Source organism: Marivivens donghaensis (assembly GCF_011806565.1).
Classification (GTDB): domain Bacteria; phylum Pseudomonadota; class Alphaproteobacteria; order Rhodobacterales; family Rhodobacteraceae; genus Marivivens; species Marivivens donghaensis_A.
Genome location: NZ_JAATOP010000005.1, coordinates 161973 through 179423, shown reverse-complemented (window position 1 = coordinate 179423; position 17451 = coordinate 161973). Strand labels below are relative to the sequence as shown.

The following is a 17451-nucleotide window of genomic DNA, read 5'->3' as shown; positions in this document are numbered from 1 at the left end:
GCACAAGTTTGAGGCCGCGGCATTGTCCGCGGCCTTTTTCGTTGCGGCTCCCGTGACGTCAACTGACCGTTTGGTCAAAAAGCATCATCGCCCTGTCACACGATGGGCTTAGCATTCCCCCACCATTCAATTTCGAATGAATTGCAAACAGTGGGGCTCCCATGAAATTCAATCTCTCACGTCGCGGTTTCCTTGCCGGTACTGCCGGCATGATCGCGATGCACCCGTTTTCAGTAAAAGCTGCGACAAATCAGGCGCACCTGCGTATTCTCGAAACCACCGACGTGCACGTTCACGTCTTCCCCTACGACTATTACGCCGACAAGCCGTCGGACACCGTGGGTCTGGCCCGAACCGCGTCGATCATCGAAAACATCCGCGCCGAAGCCAGCAACACGTTCCTCGTCGATAACGGCGACTTTCTTCAGGGCAACCCGCTGGGCGACTACATGGCCTATGAAAAGGGCATGAGCGAAGGCGACGTCCACCCCGTGATCGCCGCGATGAACACGCTGGGCTATGAAGCCTCGACGCTGGGCAACCACGAGTTCAACTACGGCCTCGATTTCCTGATGAAGTCGGTCGAAACCGCGAACTTCCCCGTTCTGTGCGCGAACGTCGCCACCACCAAAGGCGCGACCCCGACCGAGGACCAGACGCTGGTTGCCCCTTACACCATAGTTGAAAAAGACCTCACCGATGGCGACGGCAACACCTTCCCGATCAAGATCGGCCTCATCGGTTTCGTGCCGCCGCAGATCATGACGTGGGACCGCAAGAACCTCGAAGGCAACGTCGAAGTCCGCGACATCGTCGAAACCGCCAAAGCCTACATCCCGCAGATGAAGGAAGAAGGTGCAGAGATCATCATCGCCCTCGCCCACACCGGTATCGGGTCTGCCGAATGGGAAGACGGCATGGAAAACGCCGCGATCCCGCTCGCCGCTGTTGACGGGATCGACGCAATCATGACTGGCCACAGCCACCTCGTATTCCCCGGCCCCGACTATGCGGAATGGGACGGCGTGGACGCCGAAAACGGTCTGATCTCGGGCAAGCCGGGCGTGATGGCCGGTTTCTGGGGCAGCCACATGGGTCTGGTGGACCTGCTGCTCGAACGTGACGGTGACACGTGGGTCGTGGTCGACAGCGACGTCGAAGCCCGCCCGATCTACATGCGCGGCGAAGACCGCTCGATCACCCCGACCGTCGAGAGCGACGCCGAGGTCGAAGCGGCTGCAATGGACGACCACGAAGCGACGCTGGAGTACGTGCGCCGCGCCGTGGGCGAAACTGACGCGCCGCTCTACAGCTATTTCGCGCTGGTTGCTGACGATCCATCCGTGCAGATCGTGTCGAACGCGCAGACGTGGTACATCGAGCAGATGCTGCAAGGCACCGAGCACGCGGATCTTCCGCTGCTGTCCGCTGCCGCGCCGTTCAAGGCTGGTGGTCGTGGCGGTCCGGAGTACTTCACCGACGTGCCGACCGGCCCGATCGCGATCAAAAACGTGGCCGACCTTTACCTCTATCCGAACACCATCCGCGCTGTCCGCATCACCGGCGAGCAGGTCAAACTGTGGCTGGAACGTTCGGCAGGCATGTTCAACCAGATCGAGCCGGGTGCGCAGGATCAGGTTCTGCTGAACCCCGATTTCCCGTCCTACAACTTCGACGTCATCGACGGCGTGACCTACCAGATCGACCTGAGCCAGCCGATGATGTTCGACCGTGATGGCAACGTCATCAACGAAGGCACGAACCGCATCGTGAACCTCCAGTACAACGGCGAACCGATTGATCCGGCTCAGGAATTCATCGTGGCGACCAACAACTACCGCGCAGGTGGCGGCGGTCACTTCCCGGGTGCAGACGGCTCGACCATCGTGTTCGAAGGGCCCGACACCAACCGCGATATCATCGTCCGTTACATCGTCGATCAGGGCACCATCAGCCCGAGCGCCGATGCCAACTGGTCGTTCGCGCCGATGGAAGGCACCACGGTTCTGTTCGACACCGGTCCGGCTGCAAAGCAGTACATGGATGACGTCGAGGGCGTGACGATGGAAGAAGCAGGCGAAGGCCCCGAGGGCTTCGCGCGTTTCAAAATCGACCTGTAAAAAAAAAAGATCGGGGCGGCCAGATGGCCGCCCCTCTCCGCTAGAATGGCGGGTGCGATTACTTGCGGAAGGTCTCCATATAAAGAGCCGCGTCGCAGTATTCGCCGTCATAGGTGCCGATCCAGATGTCGATCTGGCCGTTCGCGGGACGTGTCAGAACGATCTTGGGATCAAGGTTCCCGTTGTCATCGTCGTCATAGTACCAGTTGCCCGAAGCGGTGTTGATCAGCAGCGCCGCGTCGCAATCCGAGATCACGCTGATCTCCAGTTTGTACGGCCCCATGTCGGACAGGAAGAAACGGAAGTCAGGCGCCGACGGGAAGTAACCCGCGCCCTGATCGGTGCCCGGACGGATGTACTTACAGTCCCAGATGTAATTGTCGCCGCCCGCGATAACGCTGAAACGGCGCTGCTCGTAGAGCTGCCTTCCGCTTGCATCATATGCCTCGCCAGCGCCGAGTTCGTAGTTCGGGCAAGCCGCAGCAGCGCCTGCAAGACCGGCCCAAATGAGTGCGGCAGTCAAAATTTTTTTCATCATCTCGCCCCTTAGATGTCGTTCGCCCCCAGTCCGGTCGAAACCGGATTTCATGAGAACAGCTTACCCAAGGGAAATATTATGAGAACCCGTTGTATGAGAAAAATTGGTCTAGTTTTCCCGACTTTGAACGAAAAAAGGCGCCCAAAGGCGCCTTTTTCCTTAACGTGTTCAGACGATTATTCGTCTTCGAGAGCTTCAACAGCTTTCTGAAGGTCGTCCTTCGAGACTTCCTTTTCGTCGACTTTTGCGACGGTCAGGATGTGGTCGACAACCTTGTCTTCGAAGATCGGAGCCTGAAGCTGCTGGCGGAACTGGGCGTTCTGCTGGACGAATTCGAAGAACTGGCGTTCCTGACCCGGGTACTGACGTGCCTGGTTCATGACAGCTTGGGTCAGTTCGGCGTCGGTAACCTGAATCTCGGCTTTCTGGCCGACTTCAGCGAGCAGGAGGCCGAGCTTCACGCGGCGCTCTGCAAGCGACTTGTGTTCTTCGGTCGGCTCGATGGCGTCGTGGTTGTGACCTTCGACTTCCGGGTGCTCTTCGTGCCACAGCTGGTGAGCGATCTGGTTGGCTTCTGCGTCGACCAGCGACTGCGGCAGGTCGAACGACACAACGCCGTCCAGAGCGTCGAGCAGCGAGCGCTTGACGATAGCGCGCGATGCGCCGGTGTATTCGTGCTCCAGACGCTCGGCGATCTGTGCTTTCAGACCTGCGAGGTCTTCTGCGCCGAACTTCTTGGCCAGCTCGTCGTCGACTTCGGCGTCAACCGGCTTCTTCACTTCCTTGACGGTGCAAGAGAAGACAGCGGCCTTACCAGCGAGGTTCTCTGCTTGGTAGTTCTCCGGGAAGGTGACTTCGACGTCGCGCTCTTCTTTGGCTTTGACGCCGATCAGACCGTCTTCGAAGCCCGGGATGAACGAGCCGGAGCCCAGTACCAGCGGGTAGTCTTCTGCGGTGCCGCCTTCGAAGGCTTCGCCGTCTACTTTACCAACGAAGTCGAAGATGACCTGGTCGCCGTCGGCAGCCTTGCCGTTGCGCTTCGGTGCGAAGGACTTCGAGGTCGAAGCGAGGTTCTGGAGAGCTTCGTCAACCGAAGCGTCGTCTGCTTTGACGACCAGACGCTCGAGTTCGACTTTCGAGAAATCGACGTCCGGAATGGTCGGCAGGGTTTCGTAGGAAACCTCTACGACAACGTCGTCGCCTTCTTTCCAGTCTTCGTTGGTCATCTTCATCTGCGGCTGGGCAGCGGGACGATCGCCGGACTGTTCGAGGTGCTCGTTCATGGCGCCATCGATAGCTTCCTGCATCGACTCACCAAGAAGGCGCTGGCCGAACTGCTTCTTCAGCATAGCCATCGGCACTTTGCCCTTGCGGAAGCCCTTCATTTCGATTTCGGGCTGAGCCTCGGTCAGCTTTTCGTTTACCTTGGCTTCCAGCTCGTCGTTGGTGACGGTGATGGTGTAGCCGCGCTTGAGGCCTTCGTTGAGGGTCTCGGTGACCTGCATCGTTTGCGTCCTTTTACGTCTCGTTCAGGCCGCGCGAAGCGGCCACCTAAATCAGACGCCCTTCTATTGGGGGATACGCCACCATGCAAGGCGAAACACGCGTCATTTACCTGTCCGGGGGAAGGTGGTGCGGGTGGAGGGACTTGAACCCCCACGCCTTGCGGCGCCAGAACCTAAATCTGGTGCGTCTACCAATTTCGCCACACCCGCATCGACGGCGGAGATAGCAAACAGTTTCGCCGGACGCCAGAGCGAATTTTGTGCATCGCTGTGCTGCTAAACGCCCGTTCTCATTACGAATGTGCAGAATTGGGCAGAATTCCCCACTCGGGCCGTATTGTTGCCACATTTAGCCCCAATCTGGAACGTGGGCAGACAAGAAGAGCGAAAATCGCCATGTTCAACCAACTTCTAGAGTGTCCGGTGGTCAAGACCGGGGGACAGAACGTGTCCGGAATGTTAACTGGTACTATCGTATTTACGCTCGACGGCGAACTGCCGGTCGAATCCCTTTCGCCTGGCGATCGCGTCATTACGCGCGACTCCGGCATGGCTATCCTGCGCGAAGTGCGCCGGACCAAAGCCACGTTTTGCCCGATCCGTATCAAGGCAGGCAGCCTTGGCCACACGCGCCCCGAGCGCGACATGGTGCTGCCGAGCGATACGCTGATTCACATTCGCGACTGGCGGGCGGAGGCGCTGTATGGCTCGCCCACCGCGCTGGTGCCCGCCCACAAGCTGCTGGACGGCGAGTTCGTGTCCCGCCTGCCCGACCGTACCGAGATGGCGTTCGAGCTGGTGTTCGACGAGCAGCACATCATCTATGCCGACGGCATCGAGCTGGCCACGGCGGATATCTAACGGCCGCGCCTTGCGGCGCGACAGAGTTTGGTGAAGCCGCCTTCGGGCGGCTTTGTTGCCTCCGGCGGAGGTATTTTTGTCAGAATGAAGATCAGGCGCCCAAGCTGCGAAGGACCTGCGGGATCTGATCCGGCAGGTCTTCGGCGATGAGGCCGGGGCCGAATGCGAGGGCGGCTTCGGTGTGGAGCCATGCGCCGGTTTCGGCGGCTTGGTGGGGGTCTGCCCCGCGGGCGAGACATCCGGTGATGAGACCGGAGAGGACATCACCCGAGCCTGCGGTTGCGAGCCACGGGGCGGCGCGGTCGTAGGCGGCGGCGTGGACCGAAGTCTGGCCGTCCGGGGAGGCGATGACGGTGTCGGCGCCTTTGAGGAGGATGGAGCAGTTTGCTTTGTGCGCGGCTTGCTGGGTGACCTCGATTTTGGAGGCGCCGTTTTTGAGGTCCTCGGCGAGATCGGGGAAGAGACGCGCGAATTCGCCGCCGTGCGGGGTGAGGACGCATCTTGGGTGGAGTCTGGCGAAGAGGTCTTCGTTCCTTGCAATGAGAGTGAGGGCATCGGCGTCGAGGACCGTGGCGCGGTTGGCATCTAGGACGGTGGCAACGATGGCTTTTTCGCGGTCCGAGGTGCCGAGCGCGGGGCCGAGGCCGATGGCGTTCAGGCGGTCGTCCTTGAGGTAGTTGGTGAGCGAGGTCGCATCGTTGATGACTTCGAGCATGATCGCGTCGAGGTGGGCGGCGTTTTCGGCCAGCGCGTCTTCGGGGCAGCCGAGGGTCACGAGCCCTGCCCCGACACGGAGCGCCGCGCGGGCGGACATGCGGGAGGCGCCGCATTTGCCTTTGTTGCCCGACAGGATTAGGGCGTGGCCGTAGCCGAATTTGTGGCCTGTTGTTTTGCTGAGAAAGAAGCTGGGCGCTTCAATCAGGCGGGCGATGTTTTCACCGTTTTTCAGGCCGATATCTTCGATGACTGTGTGCCCGCAATAGAACGGGCCATCGGCCAGGACGTGACCGGGTTTCATGGCGTTGAAGGTCACGGTGAGGTCGGCCCAGAGGGCATCGGCGTCCTCGGGGACGTGGCCCGTGTCGGAGTTGAGGCCGCTGGGGATGTCGATGGCGACGACCTTGGGACGGGCCGGTTCGTCGCGCAGGTCGCATTCGGGCAGATGGGCGCTGAAACCTTCCTTGAAATCCAGCGGACGGCTCAGGCCGATACCGAAGAGCGCATCGACGATCAGTGTGTATTGCCACGGATCTGCGACGGGCACAGGCGACCAGTCGGGCGGGGTCTGGTGTTCGTCCACGGGGTCGATGAGCTGGACGTTGCCCCAGCCCTTGGGTTGCGTCTGCCACGAAATGATCGTGCCGCGCTTCAGCCAGCGGTCGCAATTGGTGCGGGCATCGGGGGGCAGCTTTGCGATCTCGCCGAAGAGACGGACGTCGACGTTCCAGCCGCGATCGTGCAGCAGGCGGGCGACCACGAAGCCGTCTCCGCCGTTGTTTCCGGGTCCGCAGAGGATCAAAGCGCGACCCGAAGTTCCTGACATTTCAGGCCAACGGCTCAAAATGGCATCGACAACGCCCTGCCCCGCGCGCTCCATCAGGTCGATGCTCTTCACTGCACCGGAATTCATCGCACGGGCCTCGTTGGCGCGCATTTGGGCAGCGGTCAGCAGGAAAGACATCGGATTAATCAACCTTCGATTCAAAACTGCCCACTCGCGGGGCGTATTGCACATTTTTTAATCACCGCGTATGGATTCCGCGGGTCAGTTCGGGCTGCGTCAGACTACCGGATTGTGCCGACTTCGCAGAAATGATCTGACGCCTAACGAACACCAAGTGGAGGGAGTCGCGTCCATGAAAAAAATTGAGGCGATCATCAAGCCTTTCAAGCTCGACGAGGTCAAGGAAGCTCTTCAGGATGCCGGCATCCAGGGTCTGTCCGTGGTCGAGGTCAAGGGCTTCGGACGTCAGAAGGGCCACACCGAACTCTACCGTGGTGCAGAATACGTCGTCGATTTTCTCCCCAAGGTGAAAATCGAGATCGTTTTGTCGGATGATCAGGTCGATGCTGCTATCGACGCGATCATCGGAGCGGCAAAAACCGACAAGATCGGCGATGGCAAAATCTTTGTTTCCCCGATCGAACAGGCAATCCGTATCCGTACCGGCGAAGCTGGTGACGACGCTCTCTGAGCACGTTACCGCGTAACCCTACCGAAAAGATTTCAATCCAAGAGGAACTAGGGATGAACAACCAGGAAGTTCTCGCACTTATCAAGGATGAAGGCGTCGAATACGTCGACATCCGTTTCACCGACCCGAAGGGCAAGCTGCAGCACGTCACCGTCGTTGCTGATCTTGTTGACGAAGACTTCCTGGAAGAAGGCTTCATGTTCGATGGTTCGTCCATTGCTGGCTGGAAGTCGATCGACCAGTCGGACATGAAACTGATGCCGGACGTTTCGTCGGTCTACATCGACCCGTTCTACGCCGAAAAGACCATCGCAGTTCACTGTGACGTCGTTGAGCCGGACACCGAAGAAGCCTACGACCGCTGCCCGCGTCAGGTTGCCAAGAAAGCTGAAGCTTTCCTCAAGTCGTCGGGCGTCGGCGATGCGGCATACTTCGGTCCGGAAGCTGAATTCTTCCTGTTCGACAACGTTCGCTACTCGGTCACTCCGGCCAAAGTCGGCTACGAGATCGACGCTGAAGCTGCTGCATGGAACACCGATGCAGAAGTCGAAGGCGGCAACCTCGCACACCGCGCCGGCCACAAGGGCGGCTACTTCCCGGTCAACCCGATCGACGAAGCTCAGGACATCCGCGGCGAGATGCTCTCGACCATGAAGCGCATGGGCATCAAGGTCGACAAGCACCACCACGAAGTTGCGACCTGTCAGCACGAACTCGGCATGATCTTCGGCGGTCTGGTCGAGCAGGCCGACAACATCCAGAAGTACAAGTACGTTATCCACAACGTGGCTGCTGCTTACGGCAAGACCGCAACCTTCATGCCGAAGCCGATGGCTGGCGACAACGGTTCGGGCATGCACGTGAACATGTCGATCTGGAAAGAAGGCAAGCCGCTCTTCGCTGGCGACAAGTACGCTGACCTCTCGCAGGAAGCTCTGTACTTCATCGGCGGTATCCTCAAGCACGCCAAGGCTCTGAACGCGCTGACCAACCCGTCGACCAACTCCTACAAGCGTCTGATCCCGGGCTTCGAAGCTCCGGTTCTGCGTGCGTACTCGGCTCGTAACCGTTCGGGTTGCGTCCGTATTCCGTGGACCCAGTCGCCGAAAGCAAAGCGCGTCGAAGCCCGCTTCCCGGATCCGGCTGCAAACCCGTACCTCGCATTCGCTGCTCTGCTCATGGCTGGCATCGACGGCATCAAGAACAAGATCGATCCGGGCGCTGCTTCGGACAAGGACCTTTACGACCTGCCGGCAGAAGAACTGGCGCAGATCCCGACCGTTTGTGGTTCGCTGCGTGAAGCTCTGGAAGCTCTGGAAGCAGATCACGAGTTCCTGCTCGCAGGCGACGTGTTCACCAAGGACCAGCTGGACGGCTACATCGCCCTCAAGTGGGAAGAAGTGTACTCCTACGAGCACACCCCGCACCCGGTCGAGTACCAGATGTATTACTCGGTCTAATCCTTCGGGATTTGACTGGAAAGGGCGCCTTCGGGCGCCCTTTTTGCGTTGAGGCTCAGGCTTTTGGCGACATGCATGTGTGGATCGAAAACACTACGGCGCCTGTTTTTGGCAACCGCACGAGCGTCTGGCGTTCACTGCGTTCGAAGTTCGCTTCTTCCACGTAGGGGCGCGGGTCGTTTTCGGTCCGGCGGTGGTGCAGTTCGGGGTCCGCGTAGGTGTGCAGGTTCGCCCGCCAGATCGCCCTGCCCGGCTGGATGCCGTCGAACAGACGCTGCACCCGCTTGGCGACGTTGTCGTCGTAGGGCGGCACGGGGATGTGGATGCCGGTGAGCGGGCGGCCGATTTTCTCGGCCAGCGTCCACGCAGCGGGAAAGCCGAGGATCGCGGCGGTCAGAACGTGTTCATCGCCGTGCTTTTCCATGAGGCAGAGGTCTTCCTGCACGAGCTGGGCGAGCGTCATGAAGGGGTCGCTGCGGTCGATCTGCACCTCTCGCCCATCGGGGCATGTGACGGCATCGCCCACGGTGAAATCAGGACGTTCGGCGAGGTTGGCGAGGATCGTGTCCAGCAGTTCTTGCACCGCCGGTTCCGCGCCTTCGAGCGTGCGGCAGACGTTGTCCCGCGATGTCTCCATCAGGTGGACCTTATAGGCGATCTGCGCGGCGTAGGCGTCGTCCACCACCAGCCAGTTTGCCATCTCGACGGGACGCATTGCGGGCAGCCGCGCGGCGGCGGCTTCGCGTTGGTCGTCGGGAATGCGGGATTGAAGGATCACTCTAGCCATGACGCGACATTGCGCGATGGCAAAGGCTTTGTCAGCGTCCGAAATGCACCAAGAGGCCGTTGTGATCGGACCCGAGCGGGTCGCGGATCTGGGCGACGCCGTGCCAGCCTTCGGGGACCATGACGTGGTCGATGGCGAGCGGGATGCGATCACCGAAACCGCGGAAGGTCTGCCAGTAGCCGCCCACACGGGTGGACTCGGCGGCTTCGGCCACGCGTTGCACCGATGCGCCCCAAGCGACCATGTTGAAGTCGCCGCCCAAGACCACCGGCCCGTCAAGCTGACGCAGGCCGTGTTCGATCTTGTTGATCTGGACGTCCTGCGAGAACGGATAGGGCCAGTTGAGGTGGACCGAGGCGACCCAAAGCTGCGAGCCGTCCGCCAGCGTGGCCTGCGACACGATCAGGCCCGACCCAGCGGAACAGTCGAGGTCCGAGGTCATCAGCGGGAAGCGCGACAGGATCATGATGCCGCCGTTGCCTTGGCTCGCGCAGCTTGCTTGATACGGGTATTTGCCGTTCAGCGCGGCGAGCGCATCGCGGTTGAGGCTGGAGACCTCCTGAAGCGTGACGAAATCGGCGCCCGATGCGCGGATGTCCTTGACGATCATGTCCGGCGTTTCGCCGTTCCACAGCATGTTTTTCTGGTAGAGCGTCAGCGGCCCCGGCATGGCAACCGCGCCGCCGGAATTGTCGCGATAGGTGACGATCGCGGAGACGGCGACGGCGAGTAGAACCACGCCCGCCATCTTGCGTTGACGCTGCATCAGGAGGGCGATCATGACCAGCAAACCAACGGCATAAAGCACGAGGCGGCCCACGGCGAGGCTGTCGGCGAGCGGCCAGATACGGCCCAAGTGGGTGGCTCCAAGAACCACCAGACCGGCTACTGCGACCAGCAACGTAAAGATGCGCATGAATGTCTCGCCCCAAAGATGCGTAATATCTGTCACACACCTGCAAAAGCGGCAATATGCGGCGGCTGAATTTTACGTGTTCAGCAGCACATAGCGGGAGGCCATAATGTAGTCCTTGCGCGGCCCCGCGACCGTCCATTCCGCCGTCCATTCGGGCCATGCGGTAAAGTCGTAGGACACGCGGTAGAGGTCCGCGCCGCACAGGTGGTCGGTGCCTGCGCCCTGCCCGTTTGCGGTGAAGAAATGGAACGGGCGGCCGTCGTCGAAAAGCACCTCGATCCGATCCACTGCGGTCTGCCAGATGTAGCGGCGCGTGGCCTCCATCGGTGGGGCGTCTCCGATCCTGAGCTGGCCGGTTTCGCTGTAAAGGAGGCGGTCGCCTTGCGACGTGAACTCCGCCACGCCTGTCAGTGTGCCCGTGCCGCCCGAAAGGCGGTCGTCGATGCGGCGCGTCAGGTTCCAGCGGCCGGCGAATTTCATCAGGTCAGGTGCGGTCATGTCGGGCCCTGTCGTTTCGCGCTTGGGTTAGCATTCGCAATTCCGAAATGCCACATGGCGCAAGAATGCTGCTTATCTGCGCCTCTGCGGCGTTATTTTGCGGCACATAGCTTGTGACCTGACGTTACCGAGAGTAAGACGCGCGCGACGACGAAACGCTGGAAAAGGCCGCTGCCCATGATCCCTCGCTATTCCCGCCCCGAAATGGTTGCTCTTTGGGAGCCCGCCACCAAATTCAAAATCTGGTACGAGATCGAAGCCCACGCATGTGACGCGCAGGCCGACCTCGGCGTGATCCCGCGTGAAAACGCGGATGCCGTCTGGAAAGCCAAGGACGTCGAATTCGATGTGGCTCGTATCGACGAGATCGAAGCCGTCACCAAGCACGACGTCATCGCGTTCCTCACCCACCTTGCAGAGCACGTCGGTTCGGAAGAAGCCCGTTTCGTCCACCAGGGCATGACCTCCTCGGACGTTCTGGACACCTGCCTGAACGTTCAGCTGGTCCGCGCTTCGGACATCCTCATCAAAGACCTCGAAGGTCTGCTCGCCGCGCTGAAAAAGCGCGCGATGGAGCACAAGAACACCGTTCGCGTTGGCCGCAGCCACGGCATCCACGCCGAGCCGACAACCATGGGCCTGACCTTCGCGCGTTTCTACGCCGAAATGGACCGTAACCTTGCCCGCCTCAAGCTCGCCCGCGAAGAAATCGCGACCGGCGCGATCTCGGGCGCTGTCGGCACCTTCGCGAACATCGACCCGCGCGTCGAAGAGCACGTCTGCGAAAAGATGGGCCTCTCGCCGGAGCCGATAAGCACGCAGGTCATTCCGCGTGACCGTCACGCCATGTTCTTCGCGACCCTCGGCGTCATCGCCTCGTCGATCGAAAACGTCGCCATCGAAATCCGCCACATGCAGCGCACCGAAGTGCTGGAAGGCGCGGAATTCTTCTCGATGGGCCAGAAGGGCTCGTCGGCGATGCCGCACAAGAAGAACCCCGTTCTGACCGAAAACCTGACCGGCCTTGCCCGCCTCGTTCGTATGGCCGTCATTCCGGCGATGGAAAACGTGGCCCTGTGGCACGAGCGCGATATCTCGCACTCCTCGGTCGAGCGTGCGATCGGCCCCGATGCGACCATCACCCTCGACTTCGCGATTGCCCGCCTGACCGGCGTGATCGACAAGATGCTCGTCTTCCCGCAGAACATGCTCGACAACATGAACAAGTTCCCGGGTCTGGTCATGTCGCAGCGCGTTCTGCTGGCGCTGACCCAAGCCGGCGTTTCGCGTGAAGACGCTTACTCGATGGTTCAGCGTAACGCGCTGAAGGTCTGGGAAGAGCGTGTGGACTTCCGCGAACAACTGCTTGCCGACGCTGATGTTGTCGCCGCTTTGGGCGAAGACGGCATCAACGAAAAGTTCGACATGGACTATCACACCAAGCACGTCGACACTATCTTCAAGCGTGTATTCGGCGAATAAGCTGACAGGCGCGCCTTCGGGCGCGTCATTCCATTTTCAGGAGGTATGAGTATGGCAAAGGTCTTTATCGACGGCGAAGCCGGCACCACCGGCCTTCAAATTCGCGAGCGTCTGGAAACCCGTGACGACATCACTCTGGTTTCAGTCGATCACGAGCGCCGCAAAGACCCCGCCGCGCGTGCAGAGGCATTTGCCGAAGCCGACGTTGCCATCCTCTGCCTGCCTGACGATGCCGCCATCGAAGCGGTCAAGCTCGCTGGCGATACCCGCATCATCGACGCCTCCACCGCGCACCGCGTGGCCGAAGGCTGGGTCTACGGCATGGCCGAACTGCCTAACCAGCGCGCCGCGATCCAGCACGCCGACCGCGTGGCCAACGTGGGCTGCTATGCGACGGGTTCCATCGCCCTGCTCCGCCCGCTGCGTGACGCTGGCCTGCTGGCGTCTGACGCCTCTGTCGTGCTTACGGGCGTGTCGGGCTACACTGGCGGCGGCAAGGCCCTGATCGGCGAATTCGACGACGGCACTGCGGGCGATTTTTTCCTCTATGCCTCGAACCAAGGCCACAAGCACGTGCCGGAAATCATGCGCTTCGGTCGCCTCGACCGTCAGCCCGCATTCCAGCCGTCGGTCGGCAACTTCGCCCAAGGCATGATCGTGCAGCTTCACCTGCACACCGACCAGATTGCGAACGCGACCGTGGGTCAGATCAACGACGCTATGGCCGCCTTCTACGAGGGTCAGAAGTTCATCAACGTCGTTCCGGCAGAGGCCCGCACCCAAGCGACCAAGCTGAACAACACGAACTATATGGACGTGTCGGTTCACGGCAACGACGAGGCGGGCATCATCACGCTGACCGCGACGCTCGACAACCTTGGGAAAGGTGCTTCTGGTGCTGCCGTGCAGAACCTCAATCTGATGATCGGCGCTGCCGAGGACGCTGGCCTCTAAGGCTTACAGAATTCCGTAAGTCGCGGCTTTAGCCGCTGCCTGCGCGCTCGTCTGGGCGCGCAGTTTTGTTTTAGCGTTCTTCAGACGCTGCTTTACCGCACCTTCGGTCACACCCAGTTCGTAAGCGATCTGCTTCAGACGCATCCCGTCCTTGATCATGCCGAGCGCTTCCAGCTCTGCCGCAGTGAGGTTTTCCGGCGGCGCGCTCCAGTCGTGGAGGAGCGTGATGATCTCGTACATCCGCTCGACCTCGGTATCGGTGTGCTCGCGGTCTGCGCGGACACCGTAGACGAAGGATTTCGGCGCATCGTCCACCGCCGCAACGGTCCCGTACTTCAGCCCGAACTCCGACGCGCGGTCAAAGATCGTGCGGTCGCCGGTGTCAAGTTCATTCCAGCGGATCGCGCCGTGATTGGTGTAGGCCCAACGCACCGCAGGATCGCGCAGCAGATATCCATGAGAACCATAATGCTCGATCCACTCGCTCGGCAGCGAGTTCATTTCCTTCTGCGGAAACGCAAAACCGAGACGAAGCGCGACGTAGTATCCCGCGGGAGCCAGTTGCTCCAATTCGTCTACAAGGTCGTCGGTGTTCATGGTGTTTTGCAGCACGAGAACCGCTTACCGCCTTTGTTCTGTTTTGACGTTTGGATACGCACACTATAGTTGAATTAACAGCATAATGCTTTTCTTAGCATCGACCGCAACTATTGGGCGAGTGGAAAATTAACTATGTCTCGCAAGCAGGCAATCAACAGCCTACTCAAAAGAGCCGATGCATTGGCCGAAGCGGGCTTCTCGCTCGGTGTGCAGATCAGTGTCGCACCCGCCTACCTCTTTGTGACATTCCCCAAGGTCTGGGCCGATAAATACAACAAGGATAACCACGTGATGACCGATCCGATGGTCATCTGGTCGTTCGAGAACGAAGGCACCCTGCGCTGGTCCGACGCGCCTGATGTGGGCGATCACACTGTTTTTAAAGAAGCTGCGGCACACGGGCTGCGGTTCGGCTGCGTCTGTTCGGTCAAAACGGGCCAGGCCCGTTCGATTTGCGGCTACGCGCGCGGCGACCGCGAATTTACCGAAAGCGAGATGGCAGAGCTGCTGCAAATCACGCAGGACCTGCACGATCTGACCGCCGTCGATCCCAAAGAGCAACCCGCAGAGATCGCCGAAATCAAACAACTCATGGCAGAGTACCAAGGTCGCTGATTTCCGCCGACCGCTAACGCTTCGTTCAGGATTGGGCGCTATTCTGGCCCAAACCGGATGGAGTTTGTCATGCCTGACGGCAGTGGTGTTCTTTTTCAACGCGACCTGACCCGCAAACAGAAAGCGGCGCTGATCGTGCAGCTTCTGATTACCGACGGGCAGCGGATGGCCCTGTCGCAACTGCCCGACGAGGTGCAGCTTGAACTGACGCGGCAGCTTGCGGCGCTGGGGATCGTCGATCGCGTGACGATGGACGCGGTGATCGACGAGTTTGTCACTGAGCTTGACGCTATGGGGCTGAGCGGTCCGCAAGGGATGGGCGCGGCGCTGACCACGCTGTCGAGCCACCTGAGCCCCAGCGCGGCCAGCCGGATCAAAGAGGAGCTTTCGGGCGGCGATCCATGGCCCGTCATCGCGGCCCTTCCAGAACACGACCTCGCGCGGATCATGCAGCGCGAAGCGGTAGAGGTCGGCGCGATCACCCTGTCGAAATTGCCGATTCCCAAGGCGGCAGAAGTGCTCGGCCTCATCCACGGCTCGCTGGCGCGGCGGATCACCTATGCGATGTCCTTCACGGCCGACGTCCATGTGGACACGGTGAACGACATCGGGCGCGCCTTGCTGATGGACTACGGCGCGACGGAGGTGCCCGTGTTCAAAGCCCCCGCCCCGACTCGGCTGGGCGAGATCCTCACCGCTTCGCGCAGCGGCACGCGGGACGCTGTGCTGCAGGAGTTGCGGCAGGAAGACGAAGCCTTCGCCAGCGAGGTGCGGCGCGCGATCTTTACCTTTTCCGACATCCCCGCCCGTATCGCTCCGCCCGACATGCCCAAACTGGCAAAGGCGATGGCGCAACCCGACCTCGTCCGCGCTCTGGCCGCTGCGGGGGATGCGCAGGAGGTCACCGACTACATCCTCGGCAATATGTCGAAACGCATGGCCGCGCAGCTGTCCGAGGAAATCGCGGAACTGCCCCCCATGTCGGCGGCGGAGGCAGAGGACGCGCAGAACCTCATGATGACAGCCCTGCGCGAACTGGTCGAACGCGGCGAGGTCACGTTGATTCACAGGATGGAGGAGGCATGACGCACCGCACTTCTTGAGAAACACGGGGCCACGGTCTATCTGGAAGGCAACACAGAAAGACCCGACATGAGCTCTGACACCACTGACAAAGGCACGCTTTCCGACCGTTTGATCGACGCCGTTCTGCGGACGTTGATCGGCGGGCTGATGAAGATGCCGTTCGAGCGGCGCACCGCGCTCATGGGGTCGGTGGTGCGCAAGGTGATCGGGCCGCTCGCGGGCTACCGTAAACGCGCGATGAAAAACCTTGCGCTGATCTATCCCGACATGGCGGAGGCCGAGCGTCGCCGCGTTGCGGACGGCGTGCTGGACAACATGGGCCGTACGCTGATCGAGAATTATTCATGGCGCGAGCTTGGTGAACGGCTCAACGGCGCGCCGGTTCATGGTGCCGGCCTGCCACATATTGCGGAGGCCAAGGCGGCGGGTCGTCCGGTGCTGTTCGTGACGGGTCACTTTTCCAACCACGAAGTGCCGCGTCAGGTGCTGACCGCGATGGGCTACGAGATCGGCGGCCTCTACCGTCCGATGAAGAACAAGCTGGTGAACGAGCACTACGCCAAGACGATGACCGAAATGTCCGGCCCCGTTTTCGCGCAAGGGCGCCGCGGAACGGCGGGTTTTGCACGGCACCTCAAATCGGGCGGCATGGGCACACTGCTGTTCGACGTGGCGGTCCCCGAAGGGGTGCTGGTGGATTTCCTCGGCCATGAGGCGATGACGGCGACCTCTGCGGCGGACATTGCGCTCCGGATGGACGCGCTGGTGGTACCCTACTTTGCAGTGCGGACGGCGAACGGCTTTGAGGTGTTCATCGAAGAGCCCATCGCCCACACCGATGCCGCAACCATGATGACCGAAATGACTCGCCGCCTAGAGGCGCATGTGACTGCGCATCCCGAGCAGTGGTTCTGGGTTCACAACCGCTGGAAACCTCAGAAAGCGCGGGCTGCGGCGACGATCGCGCCCGGCCCCGGTTCCTGAACGATCACGACGGCGGGCTCGTCGCCTTCGACGGCGACTTCCAGATCGAGTGGCGACTGGGTATTCCATTCGCTCACCACGTCCCAATCCGTGACGATATTGGCGTAACCCACGCGCTTGCCTGCATTTTCGCCGCGCTCGATGGCGACCTCAGCGTGCGGCATGAAGCGCACGACCTGCACGATCAGCGGCTGGGCAAAGCTCTGCTGTGCGGTGGCGTCCACTTCGATCATGCCGCCCTCACGTTCGACATCCAGCGTTACGGTCACAGCGCTGCGGTCCTGACGGTGGATGCTTTCAACAAGCGGCATCGGCTCTGCACCGACGACCTGATCACGGCCACCGATGATGAACTGCGGGGTGTAGATCGAACGGGCACCGGCGGCGCGGGCGTAGTTTTTCTGGCGCTCGGTGAACTCCGGTTTCGCAAAACTGTCGGCCCAGCCTATGTAATCCCAGTAGTCGACGTGGAGCGACAGGGCGATGACATCGTCGTTCTGTGCAAGGCGTTCGAACAGCGCATCGGCGGGCGGACACGAGTTGCAACCCTGCGACGTGAAAAGCTCGACGACGACGGGTTGATCCTCGGCCAACGCGGGAAGCGGAGTAATGCTCAAAAGCCCGAGACAGAGAAGCAGGCTACGTGATGTCATGAAACAGTCCGTATACTTGGGTAGGTTCGGCATAACCCAGCCCCGCCAGACAGGCCAATCAATGAATTGCGAGGGTTGTGACACAATGTCATGCGTTGCAAATTCGCCCATTCGCACCTCTTGAGAGTATTTGTGTGCAATGGTATACAAAACACCAAGATCTCCCTTGATCGGGTTTTATTCATAGGGCAAAAGCA

At 60.7% G+C, this 17451-nt stretch carries 17 protein-coding genes and 1 tRNA gene; 9 read left to right on the top strand and 9 right to left on the bottom strand.

Features of this window, described 5'->3' with window-relative positions:
* The first annotated feature begins 161 nt into the window (after nucleotides 1-161).
* Nucleotides 162-2120, top strand: a complete 1959-nt coding sequence (locus tag HCZ30_RS09390) for a bifunctional 2',3'-cyclic-nucleotide 2'-phosphodiesterase/3'-nucleotidase (RefSeq protein WP_167638024.1) — start codon at nucleotides 162-164, stop codon at nucleotides 2118-2120.
* A gap of 58 nt (nucleotides 2121-2178) precedes the next feature.
* On the opposite strand, the gene HCZ30_RS09385 is transcribed toward HCZ30_RS09390, so the two are convergent.
* The 3 genes from HCZ30_RS09385 to HCZ30_RS09375 all read right to left on the bottom strand — a co-directional run bounded on the left by HCZ30_RS09385 (nucleotide 2179) and on the right by HCZ30_RS09375 (nucleotide 4373).
* Complete coding sequence (locus HCZ30_RS09385; protein ID WP_167638023.1) at nucleotides 2179-2655, bottom strand: hypothetical protein; 477 nt, start codon at nucleotides 2653-2655, stop codon at nucleotides 2179-2181.
* 179 nt (nucleotides 2656-2834) lie between these two features.
* A complete protein-coding gene (gene tig / locus HCZ30_RS09380; RefSeq protein ID WP_167638022.1) occupies nucleotides 2835-4163 on the bottom strand; it encodes a trigger factor in 1329 nt (442 codons plus the stop codon).
* 125 nt (nucleotides 4164-4288) lie between these two features.
* Nucleotides 4289-4373: transfer RNA gene (locus HCZ30_RS09375), tRNA-Leu, on the bottom strand.
* 246 nt (nucleotides 4374-4619) lie between these two features.
* On the opposite strand from HCZ30_RS09375, the gene HCZ30_RS09370 reads away from it, so the two are divergent.
* A complete protein-coding gene (locus HCZ30_RS09370) occupies nucleotides 4620-5024 on the top strand; it encodes a Hint domain-containing protein (protein ID WP_246212701.1) in 405 nt (134 codons plus the stop codon).
* A 91-nt stretch (nucleotides 5025-5115) separates the two neighbouring features.
* On the opposite strand, the gene HCZ30_RS09365 is transcribed toward HCZ30_RS09370, so the two are convergent.
* Entirely contained in the window at nucleotides 5116-6705 is a 1590-nt protein-coding gene (locus HCZ30_RS09365) for an NAD(P)H-hydrate dehydratase (protein WP_167638020.1), read from the bottom strand.
* A gap of 175 nt (nucleotides 6706-6880) precedes the next feature.
* On the opposite strand from HCZ30_RS09365, the gene HCZ30_RS09360 reads away from it, so the two are divergent.
* Both HCZ30_RS09360 and glnA read left to right on the top strand, forming a co-directional pair.
* Complete coding sequence (locus HCZ30_RS09360) at nucleotides 6881-7219, top strand: P-II family nitrogen regulator (protein WP_167638019.1); 339 nt, start codon at nucleotides 6881-6883, stop codon at nucleotides 7217-7219.
* A 53-nt stretch (nucleotides 7220-7272) separates the two neighbouring features.
* Complete coding sequence (gene glnA, locus HCZ30_RS09355) at nucleotides 7273-8679, top strand: type I glutamate--ammonia ligase (protein WP_167638018.1); 1407 nt, start codon at nucleotides 7273-7275, stop codon at nucleotides 8677-8679.
* A gap of 55 nt (nucleotides 8680-8734) precedes the next feature.
* Here the strand turns inward: glnA and HCZ30_RS09350 are convergent, their stop codons facing one another.
* The 3 genes from HCZ30_RS09350 to HCZ30_RS09340 all read right to left on the bottom strand — a co-directional run bounded on the left by HCZ30_RS09350 (nucleotide 8735) and on the right by HCZ30_RS09340 (nucleotide 10880).
* On the bottom strand, nucleotides 8735-9466 hold the full coding sequence (locus HCZ30_RS09350; RefSeq protein WP_167638017.1) for a heme-dependent oxidative N-demethylase family protein: 732 nt from the start codon (nucleotides 9464-9466) through the stop codon (nucleotides 8735-8737).
* 31 nt (nucleotides 9467-9497) lie between these two features.
* Nucleotides 9498-10382 (bottom strand): endonuclease/exonuclease/phosphatase family protein, encoded by an 885-nt coding sequence (locus tag HCZ30_RS09345; RefSeq protein ID WP_167638016.1) that lies wholly within the window; start codon nucleotides 10380-10382, stop codon nucleotides 9498-9500.
* A gap of 72 nt (nucleotides 10383-10454) precedes the next feature.
* Nucleotides 10455-10880 carry a DUF6314 family protein gene (locus HCZ30_RS09340; RefSeq protein ID WP_167638015.1) on the bottom strand — a complete coding sequence of 142 codons (426 nt, stop codon included), beginning with the start codon at nucleotides 10878-10880 and terminating at the stop codon, nucleotides 10455-10457.
* 177 nt (nucleotides 10881-11057) lie between these two features.
* Here HCZ30_RS09340 and purB point away from each other — a divergent pair, with 177 nt between their 5' ends.
* Nucleotides 11058-12362: an adenylosuccinate lyase gene (gene purB, locus HCZ30_RS09335; RefSeq protein ID WP_167638014.1), complete on the top strand. Its 1305-nt coding sequence runs from the start codon at nucleotides 11058-11060 to the stop codon at nucleotides 12360-12362.
* A 51-nt stretch (nucleotides 12363-12413) separates the two neighbouring features.
* The gene (gene argC, locus HCZ30_RS09330; protein WP_167638013.1) at nucleotides 12414-13316 is read left to right on the top strand and encodes an N-acetyl-gamma-glutamyl-phosphate reductase; all 903 of its coding nucleotides are present in this window, start codon (nucleotides 12414-12416) and stop codon (nucleotides 13314-13316) included.
* Between the two features lie 3 nt (nucleotides 13317-13319).
* On the opposite strand, the gene HCZ30_RS09325 is transcribed toward argC, so the two are convergent.
* Nucleotides 13320-13928, bottom strand: coding sequence for a helix-turn-helix transcriptional regulator (locus HCZ30_RS09325; RefSeq protein ID WP_348640369.1), 609 nt, complete (start codon nucleotides 13926-13928; stop codon nucleotides 13320-13322).
* A 120-nt stretch (nucleotides 13929-14048) separates the two neighbouring features.
* On the opposite strand from HCZ30_RS09325, the gene HCZ30_RS09320 reads away from it, so the two are divergent.
* The 3 genes from HCZ30_RS09320 (at nucleotide 14049) to HCZ30_RS09310 (ending at nucleotide 16601) form a co-directional block, all read left to right on the top strand.
* Nucleotides 14049-14531, top strand: coding sequence for an autoinducer binding domain-containing protein (locus HCZ30_RS09320; protein ID WP_167638012.1), 483 nt, complete (start codon nucleotides 14049-14051; stop codon nucleotides 14529-14531).
* A 69-nt stretch (nucleotides 14532-14600) separates the two neighbouring features.
* Entirely contained in the window at nucleotides 14601-15617 is a 1017-nt protein-coding gene (locus HCZ30_RS09315; protein ID WP_167638011.1) for a FliG C-terminal domain-containing protein, read from the top strand.
* Between the two features lie 66 nt (nucleotides 15618-15683).
* Nucleotides 15684-16601: a lysophospholipid acyltransferase family protein gene (locus HCZ30_RS09310; protein WP_167638010.1), complete on the top strand. Its 918-nt coding sequence runs from the start codon at nucleotides 15684-15686 to the stop codon at nucleotides 16599-16601.
* Here HCZ30_RS09310 and HCZ30_RS09305 read toward each other — a convergent pair.
* A complete protein-coding gene (locus HCZ30_RS09305; protein WP_167638009.1) occupies nucleotides 16553-17254 on the bottom strand; it encodes a DUF1223 domain-containing protein in 702 nt (233 codons plus the stop codon). The two genes, HCZ30_RS09310 and HCZ30_RS09305, sit on opposite strands and share 49 nt — an antisense overlap.
* Nucleotides 17255-17451 lie beyond the last annotated feature (197 nt).

Bases quoted from the DNA above. Each gene is read 5' to 3' on its own strand.
- HCZ30_RS09390 (WP_167638024.1), top strand. From the start codon at position 162: ATGAAATTCAATCTCTCACGTCGCGGTTTCCTTGCCGGTACTGCCGGC.
- HCZ30_RS09385 (WP_167638023.1), bottom strand. From the start codon at position 2,655: ATGAAAAAAATTTTGACTGCCGCACTCATTTGGGCCGGTCTTGCAGGC.
- tig (WP_167638022.1), bottom strand. From the start codon at position 4,163: ATGCAGGTCACCGAGACCCTCAACGAAGGCCTCAAGCGCGGCTACACC.
- HCZ30_RS09370 (WP_246212701.1), top strand. From the start codon at position 4,620: ATGTTAACTGGTACTATCGTATTTACGCTCGACGGCGAACTGCCGGTC.
- HCZ30_RS09365 (WP_167638020.1), bottom strand. From the start codon at position 6,705: ATGTCTTTCCTGCTGACCGCTGCCCAAATGCGCGCCAACGAGGCCCGT.
- HCZ30_RS09360 (WP_167638019.1), top strand. From the start codon at position 6,881: ATGAAAAAAATTGAGGCGATCATCAAGCCTTTCAAGCTCGACGAGGTC.
- glnA (WP_167638018.1), top strand. From the start codon at position 7,273: ATGAACAACCAGGAAGTTCTCGCACTTATCAAGGATGAAGGCGTCGAA.
- HCZ30_RS09350 (WP_167638017.1), bottom strand. From the start codon at position 9,466: ATGGCTAGAGTGATCCTTCAATCCCGCATTCCCGACGACCAACGCGAA.
- HCZ30_RS09345 (WP_167638016.1), bottom strand. From the start codon at position 10,382: ATGCGCATCTTTACGTTGCTGGTCGCAGTAGCCGGTCTGGTGGTTCTT.
- HCZ30_RS09340 (WP_167638015.1), bottom strand. From the start codon at position 10,880: ATGACCGCACCTGACCTGATGAAATTCGCCGGCCGCTGGAACCTGACG.
- purB (WP_167638014.1), top strand. From the start codon at position 11,058: ATGATCCCTCGCTATTCCCGCCCCGAAATGGTTGCTCTTTGGGAGCCC.
- argC (WP_167638013.1), top strand. From the start codon at position 12,414: ATGGCAAAGGTCTTTATCGACGGCGAAGCCGGCACCACCGGCCTTCAA.
- HCZ30_RS09320 (WP_167638012.1), top strand. From the start codon at position 14,049: ATGTCTCGCAAGCAGGCAATCAACAGCCTACTCAAAAGAGCCGATGCA.
- HCZ30_RS09315 (WP_167638011.1), top strand. From the start codon at position 14,601: ATGCCTGACGGCAGTGGTGTTCTTTTTCAACGCGACCTGACCCGCAAA.
- HCZ30_RS09310 (WP_167638010.1), top strand. From the start codon at position 15,684: ATGAGCTCTGACACCACTGACAAAGGCACGCTTTCCGACCGTTTGATC.
- HCZ30_RS09305 (WP_167638009.1), bottom strand. From the start codon at position 17,254: ATGACATCACGTAGCCTGCTTCTCTGTCTCGGGCTTTTGAGCATTACT.